At 36.5% G+C, this 15,452-nt stretch carries 14 protein-coding genes and 1 other RNA gene; 5 read left to right on the top strand and 10 right to left on the bottom strand.

All coding sequences use genetic code 11. The annotated features are described in order from the left end of the window. Nucleotides 1–37 precede the first annotated feature (37 nt). The 5 genes from PMI13_RS03630 to PMI13_RS03610 form a co-directional block, all read right to left on the bottom strand. Nucleotides 38–682, bottom strand: a complete 645-nt coding sequence (locus PMI13_RS03630; protein ID WP_007840814.1) for an HD domain-containing protein — start codon at nt 680–682, stop codon at nt 38–40. Beyond that, nucleotides 683–1,522, bottom strand: a complete 840-nt coding sequence (locus tag PMI13_RS03625) for an alpha/beta hydrolase family protein (protein WP_007840812.1) — start codon at nt 1,520–1,522, stop codon at nt 683–685. A gap of 90 nt (nt 1,523–1,612) precedes the next feature. Beyond that, nucleotides 1,613–2,506 (bottom strand): PfkB family carbohydrate kinase, encoded by an 894-nt coding sequence (locus PMI13_RS03620; RefSeq protein ID WP_007840810.1) that lies wholly within the window; start codon nt 2,504–2,506, stop codon nt 1,613–1,615. Nucleotides 2,507–2,564: 58 nt separating this feature from the next. Continuing rightward, nucleotides 2,565–3,200, bottom strand: a complete 636-nt coding sequence (locus PMI13_RS03615; RefSeq protein ID WP_007840808.1) for a DUF4241 domain-containing protein — start codon at nt 3,198–3,200, stop codon at nt 2,565–2,567. An 80-nt stretch (nt 3,201–3,280) separates the two neighbouring features. After that, nucleotides 3,281–5,896 (bottom strand): valine--tRNA ligase, encoded by a 2,616-nt coding sequence (locus PMI13_RS03610; RefSeq protein ID WP_007840807.1) that lies wholly within the window; start codon nt 5,894–5,896, stop codon nt 3,281–3,283. Nucleotides 5,897–6,024: 128 nt separating this feature from the next. Here PMI13_RS03610 and PMI13_RS03605 point away from each other — a divergent pair, with 128 nt between their 5' ends. Beyond that, nucleotides 6,025–6,492 (top strand): DUF1573 domain-containing protein, encoded by a 468-nt coding sequence (locus tag PMI13_RS03605; protein WP_007840806.1) that lies wholly within the window; start codon nt 6,025–6,027, stop codon nt 6,490–6,492. Nucleotides 6,493–6,647: 155 nt separating this feature from the next. Beyond that, nucleotides 6,648–7,517 carry a polyphosphate kinase 2 family protein gene (locus PMI13_RS03600; protein WP_007840805.1) on the top strand — a complete coding sequence of 290 codons (870 nt, stop codon included), beginning with the start codon at nt 6,648–6,650 and terminating at the stop codon, nt 7,515–7,517. Nucleotides 7,518–7,555: 38 nt separating this feature from the next. On the opposite strand, the gene rnpB is transcribed toward PMI13_RS03600, so the two are convergent. Beyond that, an RNA gene (rnpB, locus tag PMI13_RS20555) (RNase P RNA component class A) lies at nt 7,556–7,880 on the bottom strand. A 172-nt stretch (nt 7,881–8,052) separates the two neighbouring features. Between rnpB and PMI13_RS03595 the strand changes: the two genes are divergently transcribed. The 3 genes from PMI13_RS03595 to PMI13_RS03585 all read left to right on the top strand — a co-directional run bounded on the left by PMI13_RS03595 (nt 8,053) and on the right by PMI13_RS03585 (nt 10,892). Further along, nucleotides 8,053–8,544, top strand: coding sequence for an RNA polymerase sigma factor (locus PMI13_RS03595; RefSeq protein WP_007840804.1), 492 nt, complete (start codon nt 8,053–8,055; stop codon nt 8,542–8,544). Beyond that, a complete protein-coding gene (locus PMI13_RS03590) occupies nt 8,537–9,211 on the top strand; it encodes a hypothetical protein (protein ID WP_007840802.1) in 675 nt (224 codons plus the stop codon). Before PMI13_RS03595 ends, PMI13_RS03590 begins: the two co-directional genes overlap by 8 nt. Nucleotides 9,212–9,272: 61 nt before the next feature. After that, nucleotides 9,273–10,892, top strand: coding sequence for an AMP-binding protein (locus tag PMI13_RS03585; protein ID WP_007840799.1), 1,620 nt, complete (start codon nt 9,273–9,275; stop codon nt 10,890–10,892). A 45-nt stretch (nt 10,893–10,937) separates the two neighbouring features. On the opposite strand, the gene rpoN is transcribed toward PMI13_RS03585, so the two are convergent. The 4 genes from rpoN to PMI13_RS03565 form a co-directional block, all read right to left on the bottom strand. Beyond that, a complete protein-coding gene (gene rpoN, locus PMI13_RS03580) occupies nt 10,938–12,401 on the bottom strand; it encodes an RNA polymerase factor sigma-54 (protein ID WP_007840797.1) in 1,464 nt (487 codons plus the stop codon). Nucleotides 12,402–12,559: 158 nt separating this feature from the next. After that, complete coding sequence (gene asnS, locus PMI13_RS03575) at nt 12,560–14,008, bottom strand: asparagine--tRNA ligase (protein ID WP_007840794.1); 1,449 nt, start codon at nt 14,006–14,008, stop codon at nt 12,560–12,562. Nucleotides 14,009–14,143: 135 nt separating this feature from the next. Further along, nucleotides 14,144–14,743, bottom strand: a complete 600-nt coding sequence (locus PMI13_RS03570; RefSeq protein WP_007840793.1) for a CDP-alcohol phosphatidyltransferase family protein — start codon at nt 14,741–14,743, stop codon at nt 14,144–14,146. Between the two features lie 4 nt (nt 14,744–14,747). Next, nucleotides 14,748–15,422, bottom strand: a complete 675-nt coding sequence (locus PMI13_RS03565) for an LA_2272 family surface repeat-containing protein (RefSeq protein WP_007840791.1) — start codon at nt 15,420–15,422, stop codon at nt 14,748–14,750. Between the last annotated feature and the right edge of the window lie 30 nt (nt 15,423–15,452).

Here is a 15,452-nt window from a genome sequence, read left to right as displayed (position 1 = left end):
TGCAAATATACTTATTTAAGAAGTCTTGAGCAGAATATTAGTCAACATTCCATTCTTTATAAAACTCATCCAGGAATGCCAGCATGAAATGATGTCTTTCCTGAGCCATTTCTTTACCTTTTTCCGTATTCATCAGTTCTTTTAAAAGCAGAAGCTTTTCGTAGAAATGGTTGATCGTGGTTCCGTCAGATTTTTTATATTCTTCCTTAGACATATTCATTTTAGGCTCAATATCAGGATGATACATCAGGTTATTTTTAAACCCTCCAAAATTAAATGTCCTTGCAATACCAATTGCCCCGATGGCATCAAGCCTGTCGGCATCCTGCACAATTTTAAGCTCTATCGGGAGATCTTTCGGTGCCTCGCCTCTGTTTTTAAATGAAATATTCTTAACGATAAACAGCACTTTTTCAATCATTTCTTCAGGAACACGCTGACTTTCTAAAAACTCACGGGAAACTTTTAATGCTATTGTTTCATCTCCGTCATAAAATTTAGGATCGGCAATATCATGAAGCAAAGCTGAAAGTTCCACAACTTCCTGGTCACAATTTTCTTCCCGGGCTATTTTTTTGGAAAGCTTCCAAACTCTTTCAATATGAAACCAGTCGTGCCCCGCTTCTGCTCCTTTCAGTTTTTCCTTTACAAATTCTATTGTTTTTTCAATCGTAGTTTTCATTTATATCAATTCATTTAAAATAATGTTCCAAAGCTTTTGATTATAGCTTCTAAAGAAATTAACATGCCCTATTTCCCCTTTTTCGGATTCGGAAGTCTTTATAAGCCTGTACGTAGGTTTAAGATTAGGGTAAGTATTATTCAGAAGACTTTTAACTCCCTTTTCCGTCAGCCAGGTATCATCTTCCGCACGGATCACAAAAACCTTCTGTTTTAATCTTTTAGAATAATCATTAATTTTTTCCAGCAAACCGTTGGTAGATTTTCTATTCAAAATTAAGGTTCTCCAGTCATAAGCGCAATTTTTCGGAAGACTTTCTCCCAATCCGAACCAATGGGCCGGAAAATAACCCAACAGCTGTGTGGTGAGAGGCTGGGCAATTCCAAAGCCAAGATAAGCTTCTATTCTGGTTTTAAATCTCAGGTTTCCCACAAAGGCATTCTGGGTTCCTACAAAAATAAATTCTTTAAAGATCTCAGAGTCTTCATTCATTCCAAGAATCAAAGCACCTACAGAATGCCCCAGGCAAAACTTTTCATAATCTGCAAAACGGGTTCTTATATAGCCTGTAAGAGCCTTATAATCTTCAGAGCCCCAGATTCTCATGGAAGCATTAAAACCTTTCATATTTTCCGGCTTTGAGAACCCGATTCCCCGGTAATCATAAGTAATCACTGTAAATCCTTTTTCGGAAAAATACCTGGCAAAAGAAAAATAGACCTGCTGTTTCACTCCTGTCGCGGAATTAATCAGCAAAAGCTTGTGATTATTGTTTTCGGGCAAGAAAAGATGTGCCGTAACAGAAACATGATCTTTTGTAGTAAGAAAAAGTTTTTCCATATTGTAAAAGAAAAAATCCACTATAAAAGTGGAAATTTTATCTATGACTAGAATACTGACTCTTCAACTTTCGATATGTAGTAAATAGCTTTAGGAAAAGAAATCTTCAATTCTCGGCAATCCGGTTTGCGAACCCTGTTTCATGGAAACCCTCAGGGAAACCTCATTCCCAAACTTCACACAATCTTCGATAGAGTTTTTGTGACATAGGGCAATTGCAAATCCCGAAGTGAACGCATCTCCCATTCCCATTTTATGAACGGTTTTGTTATCCCTGTCATTCCTGAAATATTTCATTTCAGTTCCATTAAAATAAATAGTGGAATTGGTATCGTCCCTTACGAAAACTTTGTTGAAGTATTTTCTCAGAACTTCTTCCCGCTGCTCTTCACCAAAAACAATGTATAATTCACTGCTTTTAACGATTACAAAATCTACATTTTCTAAAATTTCTTCGCTTACCCTTGCTGCCGGCGAAGCATAAAGACCTACTTTCTTTCCATATTTCTTAGCTTTTCTGACTGTATAGTCTACCACCGCCATTGATACTTCAAGCTGTACGAGAACAAGATCTGAAGTATGAAAATACCGGTCTGCATCTTCAACATGTTGGATACCTAAAAGCTTATTAGCCGCCGGAATGACTACAATTGCAGCATTTCCGTCTGAAGTGGTCACATAAGCCGTTCCTGTAGATTCCAGATCAGTTTCAACAACAAATCCTACATTAACGTTTTCACTTACCAGGTTTCTCATGATCTGCTGCCCCAGCGGATCCATTCCTACACAGCCTATGAAATATACACTCGCTCCCAATCTGGCTGTTCCAACAGCCTGATTGGCTCCTTTTCCACCAAAATAACTGTCTGAATTCACAGCCATAACGGTTTCATTCGATACAGGAAGCTTTTCTGTTTCCAGGACCAAATCGATTGAAGAGCTACCTACAACAATAATTTTGGGTTGTTCTGAGGAGAAATTCATTGTGCTTTATATTAATTATACAAAAGTAACAAAAGAGGAAGGACAATATAAAAAATAATTAACTTATTTCAATAAACTCAGTCACTATTTTTATAGGATTGTTATTCTTGCCGTATCCTATATAGCTTGCATAAAAACCTTCTCCATATCCTGTTTCAAAAGCAAAGATGATTCCCGGATGCTGTTCTGCAGGCTTTAAAAACGCATACTGATCTATAGCACCATTTTCATCAAAGAAATATTCATGAAAAAATTCTTCATAAATTCCCCGGAAATCCACTCCTTTACTATGGTATAATTTTTTTTCCAGCTCATTAAGCCGTTCCTGTGTATCAACATCCATAAAACACCCCATTCCACTTTCTACAGGGTAACCGAAAACTTCCCCTTCTGCCAGGTCTCTTATTTTCTGTCCCGGTGTAGTAGCCAGTTCCCATTCCGATACTTCAGCATCTCCAAAAATGATTTCTGCATAAGCTACACAATTACTTTCTCTTTCTTTATGCAGTAAAACAGAAAAATCCCCTTTCGGAAATGTGGTGGAAAAAGGTTGCATATCATTCGTGATCAAAGGATCACAAGCAACCAGTTTTCCGCTGGAAAGATAAATTTTCCCAACTTCAAAACTCTCCAGTAAAGGGCTTTCAACAAAGTCTTTTGAGAATATTTTTTTTATATTTTCTAGATGTGTCATTTCGCTATTCTATTCATTTATTTGTGTCAGGCTGAGCGTATGCTCAGCCTGACATTCCGACAAATTTATTTATCTCAGATTTACAAACTCTTCAGCTTGTCTTCTAAAATGGCAATTTTATCCTGCGCATCTTTTTGTTTTTTGCGCTCAACCTCTACTACTTCAGGCTTTGCATTGGCGACAAACTTTTCATTGGAAAGTTTCTTTTCAACAGAGATTAAGAATCCTTTCAAATATTTCAGTTCTTCTTCCGTTTTTTCTTTTTCTTCCCCTAAATCCAGGTTTTCACTTAACGGAATCGAAATTTCGGTGGATCCGACAAGGAAAGTAAAACTGGGTTTATCTGTTTTTTCTCCAAAATGAACATCCGAAACATTAGCTAATTTTTTAATTATAGATTCATTCGGAAATTCTGAAACATTTGTAAAAACTTCAATTGCTTCTTTTGGTGAAATTCCTTTTGTCTGGCGGTAATTTCTAACCCCTGAAATAATTTCAGATGCAGTTTCAAAGTTTTTAATGATATCTTCATTAAATTCTCCTGCTTTTTTCTGCTGCGCAATAATTAATGCATCTTCAATATTTCTTTCTGAAATTGTTTGCCATAATTCTTCCGTTAAGAAAGGCATGAACGGATGTAGTAATTTCATTAATTCTTCAAAAAGAGCAACTGTTTTATTGTAAACTTCTTTAGAAATTCCTTCTCCATAATTAGGTTTGATCGCTTCCAAATACCAGGAACAGAAATCATCCCAAATTAATTTATAGATCAAATGTAAAGCATCAGAAATTCTGAATTTTTCAAACTGATCGTTAATTTCAGCGATAGTTTTATTTAATTTGTTTTCGAACCATTCAATTGCCTGTATTTCGGTTGAGTTTGCAGGTTTATCTTCATGATTCCACATATTGATCAATCGGAAAGCACTCCAAATCTTTGACATGAAATTTCTTCCCTGAAGCATTAAGTCTTCATCAAACAGCAAATCATTTCCTGCTGCAGAACTCAATAAAATTCCAACACGAACTCCATCTGCTCCATATTTATCCATAAGTTCCAACGGATCCGGAGAATTCCCTAAAGATTTTGACATCTTCCTTCTCTGCTTATCTCTTACAATTCCCGTAAAATAAACGTTTTTGAACGGAACTTCTCTTCTGTATTCCAACCCGGCCATAATCATTCTGGCCACCCAGAAAAAGATAATATCCGGACCGGTAACAAGATCTGAAGTAGGATAATAATACTGAATATCCTTATTTTCAGGATCAAGCAGCCCGTCGAATACAGACATTGGCCATAGCCATGATGAGAACCAGGTATCAAGAGCATCTTCATCTTGTCTTAAGTGGTCAGTGGTCAGTTGATCATCATTAACTTTCTGTCTGGCTAAAATTAAGGCTTCTTCTTTCGTTCCTGCAACTACAAAATCATTTTCCCCATCACCATAATAGAATGCCGGGATCTGCTGTCCCCACCACAGCTGACGGGAAATATTCCAGTCACGGATATTTTCCATCCAGTATTTATAAGTATTCTTAAACTTTTCGGGATAGAATTTTACCTCATCATCCATTACTACATCCAAAGCAGGTTTAGCAATTTCAGACATTTTAAGGAACCACTGAACCGAAACTTTAGGTTCAATTATAGCCCCTGTTCTTTCGGAAGTTCCCACTTTATTCACATAATCTTCTGCTTTTAACAAAAGATTTTTTTCCTCCAACTCTTTTGCGATCTGTTTTCTTACCTCAAATCTGTTTTTCCCGGCATAATGCAATCCGTGCTCGTTGAGGTTTCCGTCATCATCCAAAGCGTCAATCATTTTCAAATGGTGCTTCTGCCCTATTTCATAATCATTAATGTCATGAGCCGGCGTAATTTTCAACGCACCCGTTCCGAATTCAATATCCACATATTCATCTTCTATGATAGGAATCACTCTGTCTACAATAGGTACAATTACATTTTTACCTTTCAGACCAGTGTATCTCTCATCATGTGGGTTGATACAAACAGCAGTATCTCCAAAAATAGTTTCGGGACGTGTGGTTGCTACAGAAAGGAATTCTTCCGAGCCTTCAATTTTATATTTAAGGAAATATAATTTTCCATTCTGTTCTTTAAATATTACTTCCTCATCAGAAATATTGGTCTTTGCTTCCGGATCCCAGTTGACCATTCTGTAGCCTCTGTAAATCAAACCTTTGTTATAAAGATCAACAAAGCTTCTTATCACCTGCTGGGAAAGTTTTTCTTCCATCGTAAAACGGGTTCTGTCCCAATCGCAGGAGCATCCCAGTTTTTTCAGCTGCTCAAGGATCGTTCCGCCATACTTATTGGTCCATTCCCATGCATGCTTCAAAAATTCCTCACGGGTAATATCTGATTTACTGATTCCTTCAGATTTCAGCTTGGCAACCACTTTCGCTTCGGTAGCGATTGAAGCGTGGTCTGTTCCAGGAATCCAGCAGGCATTAAAGCCCTGCATTCTTGCACGGCGGACCAGAACATCCTGAATGGTATTGTTCAGCATATGTCCCATGTGTAAAATCCCTGTTACATTTGGCGGTGGAATTACCACAGTATAGGGTGGTTTGTCATTAGGCTCTGAATGGAAATACTTGTTTTCCAACCAATAGCTGTACCATTTTTGTTCTGTTTCCTGTGGATTATATTTTTCTGAAATCTGCATAAATTCTATTTCTTTGGCTTACAATTTGCAAAAATAGTCTAAAGAAAAAAAATTTTAAGTATGAATTAAAATAATTTTTAACTTTGTTTTTCAAAATTTATCTAACAAACATATTAACATTCAAGAATATGAAAAAATTAATTGCAGGAATTGCATTATTCGGGACATTTGCTTTGGCATCTGCACAAACTATCACTTTTGATAAAACGACTTTCGATTATGGTACTATTAAGCCCAGCTCTGACGGTACCAGATTTTTCACAGTAACTAACACTGGTGATAAGCCTTTGGTAATTTCAAACGTAAAACCATCTTGTGGATGTACAACTCCTGAATTCAGCACAGACCCAATCATGCCCGGGAAATCTGCTAAAATCAAAGTTGGATACAACACAGCTCTTAACGGAGGATTCAACAAAATGATTGAAGTATTCTCTAACGACCCTGCCAACAGCAGAAGCGTAATCTATATTAAAGGTAACGTAGACGCTAATGCTCCTGAGGTAGCTGCTGCTCCAAAAGTAGAAACTAAATCGGAAATAAAAGCTGCTAAGAAAGCTGCAAAACAAGCTAAAAAAGTTGCCGCTGTGAAGTAATCTTTACTCAAAAAAATAAAGAAACCGTCTCGTTGAGGCGGTTTTTTATTATATTTATGTTGAAGTAAGATATCAGGCTTTAGATATTTACACTTACAGCTAAACATTAATTTAGAAATAAAATGAGTCATCATTAATTAAATTATAATCAATCTATGGACACCAATTTCTCAGATGATTTCCTGGTAAAAGGAAAATTTTCAATAAAAAAAACTTCAACAGAATACAATGGTAAGCTCACCAAAGAAGAAGGAGCCCAGTTATTAATTGCAGAGAAAGAAAAACTTCGTGAGCTTCAGGAAAAATTATATGCAGACGGAAGCCAATCTCTTCTCGTTGTTCTTCAGGCAATGGATGCCGCGGGAAAAGACAGCTTAATTGAGCATGTATTCGGAGGGGTAAATCCTCAGGGATGTAATGTGACAAGTTTTAAAACACCAAGCTCAAAAGAATATTCCCACGATTTTTTATGGAGACATTATCTGGCACTGCCTCAAAAAGGCATGATCGGTATCTTCAACCGTTCACACTATGAAAGTGTATTGGTTTGTAAAGTACATCCTGAGTATAACCTCAGTGAAAAAACCTGGAAGTCCATAAAAGATTTCGACAGCACATTCTGGGAAAACAGGTATGAAAGCATCCGTAATTTTGAAAAAAATCTTTCCCAAAACGGAACTACCGTTGTAAAAATATTTTTGAATGTTTCTAAGAAAGAACAAAAACAAAGACTTCTGGACCGGATTAATGAACAGGATAAAAACTGGAAATTTTCTATCGGAGACCTTCCTGAAAGAGCCCTCTTTGATCAATACATGCAAGCTTACGAAAATGCTATTAACGAAACTTCCAAAGACCATGCACCCTGGTATGTATTGCCGGCAGATGATAAATGGTTTGCAAGAGTAGCAGCTATACAGATCATCATTGATACCTTAGAAAAAATGAATCTGAAATATCCGCAGCTTTCTGAAAAAGATCGGCAAGGTTTACTGGAAGCTAAAAAAACATTGGAAAACGAATAAGACACTCAGATTATTTTGGCACTCGCCAAAATAAAAAAATCACGAGAAAATCTATAAGCCGGATTCTGTACTCCTGAAAGAAGTGCCTGTTATTTATCTGCGCTTTACATTACTGCAAAACTTTAGCTGATTACCCCTCGGTTTTCAGAGCGAGCAACTCCTATTTTCATTGCTGAAAAGAACCGATATACTTACCATTGCACCGCAAAGAGTTTACCTGGTTTCACTACAGCCGAACTGTACCTGCTTTCTGTTGCACTTGTCCTACCCTCACGGGTGACGGATGTTATCCGCTTTGCTGCTCTGTGGTGTCCGGACTTTCCTACCTCTGCCAAAACAGAGATCAACAAGCCGACTTTCTCGTGGGTGCAAAGATACAAATTAGTTATGAGTTATAAATTATGAGTTCCCAGCCTGGTAAATCTTTAAAAAGAAAGGAAAATCAGCCATCAAAATTCATAACTTATAATTTATAATTCATAACTATTCATCAATTAACGTATTATTATTATCTTCGTGCCATTATAAATCTATTTTGGCTTCTAAAGAAAAAGAATTTGCGCAACTCATCAAAGATAATCAGGGATTGATTATCAAGGTTTCGCGTTTATATACCAATTCTCTGGAAGATGAGGAAGATCTTTTTCAGGAAATCGTTTTACAGCTTTGGAGAAGCTACGATTCTTTTAAAGGAAATTCAAAAATTTCTACATGGATGTACCGTGTAGCCCTTAATACAGCCATTACCCTTTTCAGAAAAAAAAGCAAAAGCCTTCCTACCAACGAACTGGATATCAATCACAGGGACTTTCTGGAGGAAGATGATGATAAACAGCAGCAGATTTCTCTTTTGTACACCGTAATCAAAACTTTACCGAATGTAGAAAGAGCTATTGTCATGATGTACCTGGATGATTTGCCTTATAAGGATATCGCAGAAAACCTCGGGATCACCGAAGTAAATGCACGTGTGAAGATGAACAGATTAAAGAAAACCCTTAAAGAACAGATGGAAAAATATGCCTGAATTTGATTTAGACAACTTTAAGAAAACTTGGCAGGAACAACCTGTTCAGCAAAAATACGACAACAATGAGATCCTTCAGATGCTGAATAAGAAATCACGTAATTATGTGAAATATATTTATTGGATCAGCGTCGCAGAATTTTTGTTCTTTACTATTTTAGGATTATTTTACATTATACAGGGTAAAGAATCTAATAGTTTCCTTAATATTTTAGAAAGAATGGGAGCAAAAAGAACTCCTGAACTTGAAAATTCTTTCGACAATATCTATCTGGCATTAAAAGTTTTAAGCTTATCAGTTACCGCCTATTTTGTTTATAAGTTCTATCAGAATTACAAACAAATAAAAATTGAAGAAAATTTAAAACAGTTTATCATAAGAATCATTCAGTTCAAAAAAACGGTGAATGCCTTTATCTTAATCAACATCGCTTTATTAATTGCTTTTACGTCAATTTTTACGGTCTTTATATTTTATATCCTCAATACTCAGAATATTGAGGTTACCGGCTCCTCACTTATCGGTTTCATTATTGGTATTGTAGTAAGTACAGCCATGAGTGTTTTCCTGGTTTGGATATATTACAGATTGGTTTACGGAATTATCATGAAAAGATTGGATAAAAACCTAAAGCAGCTGAAAGACATCGAATCCCAGGAAAATTAAAGTTTCATTGCCCTTATTTTAGAGATTTATTTGTTAATTTTAATTAACCAAATCTTTTATTATGGCTTTATCTTACGTATCCGGAGCTTCGGATATTCCTCTCTTAGGACAAACAATAGGAAACAATTTAAAAGAAACCGCTGAAAAATATCCTGACCAGAAAGCACTGATTTCCGTACATCAGAATTACCGTGCCACTTACAGAGAATTTTACAATCAGACAACTGCAGTCGCTAAAGCCCTTATCCATTTAGGAGCAAATTCCGGGGACAGAATCGGAATCTGGTCTTCCAACAGATATGAATGGGTATTGCTGCAATATGCCACGGCAAGGATAGGAACAATCCTGGTAAACATTAATCCTGCTTACAGGACCCATGAGCTTACCTATGTTCTCAATCAATCCGAAATCAGGTTTATTTTTTCCTCTTTATATTTTAAGAACAGTAATTATAAAGAAATGGTGGAATATGCCAAAGAAGTCTGCCCGAATCTTGAAGAAGAAATTTTTTTCGATGACAATTGGGAACGGTTTCTGAAAAACGGTGAACATATTCCTGACGAATTACTACACAGCATTGAAGACAAAGTTGATTTTGATGATCCAGTAAATATTCAATATACTTCCGGAACTACCGGATTTCCGAAAGGTGTTACCCTTTCCCACCACAATATCCTGAATAACGGATATTTTATCGGGATACGGCTGAATTATACTGAAAAAGACCGGGTCTGCATTCCCGTTCCATTTTATCACTGCTTTGGAATGGTGATTGGAAATATATGCTGTACAGTCCACGGTGCGTGTATTGTGATCCCGAATGACAGCTTTGATCCGGATATTACATTGAAAGTTGTTTCAGATGAAAAATGTACATCTTTGTATGGTGTTCCTACTATGTTTATTGCCGAGCTGGCCGTAAAAGATTTTGAAACCTATGATTTTTCAAGTCTGAGAACCGGGGTGATGGCCGGCTCTGTATGCCCGCCAGAGATCATGAAAAAAGTGGAAAACCTGATGAATATTAAAGAAATGAGTATCTGCTACGGAATGACGGAAACCTCCCCGGTTTCCACTCAGACTTTAATCGGGACGTCTCTTGAAAAGCAGGTAAGCACTGTGGGAACTGTTCAGGACCACCTTGAAATAAAAATCATCAATGAAAACGGAAAAGTAGTCAACCGTGGAGAACACGGAGAGCTCTGTACCAGGGGCTATTCTGTCATGCTGAAATACTGGAACGATCCTGAAAACACCGGAAAAGTACTGGATGATGCAAGATGGATGCATACCGGTGATCTGGCTGTAATGGATGATGAGGGCTATATTACCATTTCCGGCAGGATCAAAGACCTGATCATCCGTGGCGGGGAAAATATTTCGCCTAAAGAAATTGAAGATTTCCTGTATACTTATCGTAATATTCTCGATGTACAGATTATCGGGGTACCAAGTGAAAAATTTGGTGAGGAAGTAATGGCCTGGGTAAAAATAAGGAAGGGCTTTGAGATAACGGAAAATGAACTTCTCGATTATTGTAAAGGAAGAATTGCCCATTATAAAGTCCCAAAATACTGGAAATTTGTTGATGAATTTCCAATGACCATTTCCGGAAAAATCAGAAAAGTGGAAATGCGTGAAATTTCTATGAAAGAATTGGGGCTGGATAATATCAGATAAATTTAAACCAATAAAAAAGCATTTCAGATTGAAATGCTTTTTTATTTAAAGTTCTTTTCTTAATCTCGCTACAGGAATATTAAGCTGTTCCCTATATTTTGCAATGGTTCTCCGCGCAATATTGTAGCCCTGCTCTTTCAGGATCACTACCAATGCATCATCGGTAAGCGGTTTTCTTTTGTTTTCCTTGCTGATCACTTCCTGAAGATGGGTTTTGATCTCTTTTGTAGAAACCTCTTCACCATCGTCATTCGTTAAACTGTCGGAAAATAAATCTTTAAGATAAACAATCCCGTTCGGGGTATCTGCATATTTACTTTTAACCACCCTTGAAATCGTGGAAATATCAAAGCCTGTAATATCTGCAACGTCTTTCAGGATCATTGGCTTTAATGATTTTTCATCACCGGTGATGAAATAATCTTTCTGAAATTTAACGATAGCGGTAATCGTCTGTAACAAAGTATTCTGACGCTGGTTGATGGCATCAATATACCATTTTGCCGCATCCAGTTTTTGCTTGATAAACAAAGCGGCCTGCTTATGCTCAGATGAATTTTTATCATGTGAATAAGTGGTCAGAATATCTTTATATTCTTCGGAAACCCTTAAAGTCGGAGCATTTTTACTGTTCAACATAGGAATTACCGTTCCGTCTTTCACCTGAATGACAAAATCCGGAATAATCTCCTGGTTGATCGTAATTGTCTGGGTATCAAAATTACCGCCTACTTTAGGAGAAAGTTTTGAAATCTCTTCCAATGCATCTTTTAAATCTTCTTCATCAATATCATACTTCTGAATGATTTTATTATAATGCTTGTTCGTAAGGGCATCAAACTGGTGCCTCAGAATATTGGCTGCTAAAGAAACGGCTTTATCCGAGCTTACTTTTTTCTCAATCTGCAGTAAAAGGCATTCCTGTAAACCTCTTGCTCCCACTCCCGGCGGATCCAGTTTCTGCACGTAGTTTTCCAGGATATCATCCACTTTTTCTTTAGTTGTATAAATCCCCTGTGAAAAAGCAAGATCATCAACGATCGACTTTATTTCCCTTCTTAAATATCCGTCTGTATCTAAATTTCCGATAATATATTCCGCAATCTTTACATCTTCTTCATGGATATTGGCAAGGTGAATCTGCTCCAGCAGATAATCGTATAAAGACTGCCCTTCCGTTAAAAGACTTTCATTATCAAATTCTTCATCATCGGCTGAATAATTGCTTGATGCCGTTTTATAGCTCGGCTCATCATCATAAATATATTCATTCACATCAAAATCAGTTTCAATGCTTTCCGTACCTTCACTTTCATAAGTATCTTCCAGGGAAGAATATTCATCTTCTTTAGATTCTTCCTTTACAATTTCCAGTGCCGGGTTTTCTTCTAACTCTCTCTCCAATTCCTCTTCAAACTCCAATGTATGAAGTTGGATCAACTTCATCAACTGGATTTGCTGAGGCGCTAATTTCTGTCCTAACTTGAGTTGTAAATGTTGTTTAAGCATAGTCCTCTTTGTGTTTTACCATAACATATTCTACGAATTTAATAAATTTATCCGATAAAAACTATATTTAGCATGATTTTTGCTGTAACTTACTCAACATAATAAGCTATTGAAAAATAAAAAAAGCCTTAAAATTTACTTTTAAGGCTTTTTTATATCTAGAATTCAGCATTCTTAGGGGTCCTTGGAAAAGGAATCACATCCCTGATGTTAGTCATTCCCGTTACAAAAAGGACAAGCCTTTCCAAACCTAATCCAAATCCTGCGTGAGGCACTGAACCGAATTTTCTCGTATCCATATACCACCAAAGCTCGTGCTCATCTACATGCATATCTGCCATTTTCTGCTTCAGTACATCCAGCCTTGCTTCTCTTTCAGAACCTCCGATAATTTCTCCGATACCCGGGAACAGGACATCCATCGCAGCAACGGTTTTATTATCATCGTTAAGCTTCATATAGAATGCTTTGATCTCTTTCGGATAATCAAATAAAACTACCGGGCTTTCAAAGTGTTTTTCCACTAAAAATCTTTCGTGCTCAGACTGAAGATCCGTTCCCCATTTTTCAACAGGATACTGGAATTTTCCTTTTTTATTTTCTTTAGAATTTAGTAAAATCTCAATCGCTTCCGTATAGCTTACACGCATAAAACGTTTGGCTACCACATTCTGAAGCTTTTCAATAAGACCTTCTTTTGCTCTTTCTTTTTCTGCTTTTGTTTTTTGCTCCTCCTCAAATCTTTTATCAAGGAATTCAAGATCATCTTTACAGTGATCCAACACATACTGAATGACATACTTCAGGAAGTTTTCAGCAAGGTCGATGTTATCTTCAAGGTTATTGAAAGCCACTTCCGGTTCAATCATCCAGAATTCGGCAAGGTGGCGGGTTGTATTGGAGTTTTCTGCACGGAAAGTAGGGCCGAATGTATAAATTCTTCCTAATCCCATGGCGGCAGTTTCTCCTTCAAGCTGCCCAGAAACCGTTAAGTTGGTCTTTTTTCCAAAGAAATCCTGTGCAAAATCAATATCTCCCTCTTCCGTTCTTGGAATGTTGTTCAGGTCAAAATTGGTTACCCCAAACATTTCACCTGCTCCTTCTGCATCAGCACCCGTAACAATCGGAGTGTTGATATAAAAGAACTGGTTTTTGTTAAAGAATGAGTGGATCGCAAAGCTTACTGCATGACGCACTCTGAAAACCGCACCGAATAAGTTCGTTCTGAATCTTAAATGAGCCTGATCTCTTAAAACTTCCAGTGAATGTTTTTTGGGCTGAAGAATTGTTTTATCCCTTTCTTCCGTAAAGTTATCCCCTAAAATAATAATTTTCTTCGCAATAATTTCCACTGCCTGGCCCGCGCCCTGGCTTTCCACCACTTCACCTACTACTTTAAGGGAAGAAGCGGTACTGATTTTATTAATGATCTCTTCATCAAAATTTTCAAAATCAACAACTACCTGCAAATTATTAATTGTAGAACCATCATTAAGCGCTATAAAACGGTTTGCACGGAAAGTCCTTACCCAACCGTAAACCGTAATGTCATGATGTAATACCTTTTTGTAATCCTGTAGGATTTCTTTAATCGTCTGCTTTTTCATTTGTTGATTATAAATTTTCGTATAAAAATTAATGTTGGCAAAGTTACAAAAAAACAGCGCAATTTGATGATTACGCTGCCTTTTTACAAAATCATTTATCAATTATTTAACTAAAAACTATGCTTCAAATATCATTTAATTAAAAAATATTGTCTTTTTTCTTTGCTTACCATTTCTGATTTTCCAGGCATGATAAGAACTGGGAATGTCGTATTGCCATTTCGGAAGCAACAAAATAATAAGAATGACATCGATGTGAGAAACAAACCCCAGCATAACCGTAAGATAAAAAGCCCAACCCACTTCCTGAAATCCTATTAAATAAGTAAATGCAATCAGCAAACTCAAGCCCCACATTTTTGACAAAAAGGCGTGCGTACAAGTTTCTTTCCCGAATTTCAGAAAACTAACAAGGTAGCAAAGTGCTTCCATAACAAAGATCAAAAGAATCCCTTTGTATTCACTTTTTAAGAACTCAGGATTGAGAAAATATGAAGCAAAGCCTAGTGAAAGCCAGAACACGAGATCAGTTTGACTATCAATTCTTCGTAATTTTTCTGAGGAAACCCCGGCTTTTCGGGCAATAATTCCATCGAAAATGTCTGTTAATAATCCAAAATACATTAATATCAGAATTAAAAATCTGGATTCATCTCCTTTAAAATAAGCTAAAGAAATGATAGCTGGAGCAAAAATAAATCTTGTTGCAATTAAAATGTATGGTAACTTTTTCATGATTTTAAAAATTTATAAGAGGCAAAACTCTTTTGTTATTTCTATTCCAAAGACCTATCTGTAAACCCCGCATATTGTCCGATTTATTGATCAAACCAATCTGTAAACCGCCAGATTTTGCAGCTCTGTTATACATTCCAACCTGTAATCCTTTCAACATTTCGGTATCATTGACTGCGGAGATGCTTACTCCCTTCATTTCTTTTGTTGAAATCAGCAATCCGGAAATTAAAATACCTTTTCCTTTTTCAACATCTGTATAAAGTGCAGAAACCATAATTCCGGCCATCTTATATCCGTAATTGTACATTGAAACGGAAAGTCCGTTGTGACTTATCCCGCGCAGATATCCGCCAGCAGAAATAGAAAGCCCATTAACTTTAAAAGATTCTGAATTTTTACTTTTAGACGGATCATAAAACATCCAAATTAGAAGACCCAGTGGATTTACTTCCAAATTAATTCCATTAATTTTTTGAAAATTAGTTTCTCCGGTACTCTTAAAATCAAATTTAGGATCAAGCCCCAATCCTACAGCTAACCCGTTTACTTTTTCTATTTTATCTTTTAAAGGTGTAAAAGCAATCAGTCTAATTTTTTGATTTGACTGTAAACTATCCTGACCGTAAAGTAAACTATTGATCAGCAATACAATAATTATTACAAACCGTGTTTTCATAATTCATTCTTTAAAATTATTCCTCAAAAT

The organism is Chryseobacterium populi (assembly GCF_000282115.1).
Classification (GTDB): Bacteria; Bacteroidota; Bacteroidia; order Flavobacteriales; family Weeksellaceae; genus Chryseobacterium; species Chryseobacterium populi.
Note: the sequence above shows the minus strand (reverse complement) of the source record. Positions and strands in the feature narration are given on the sequence as shown.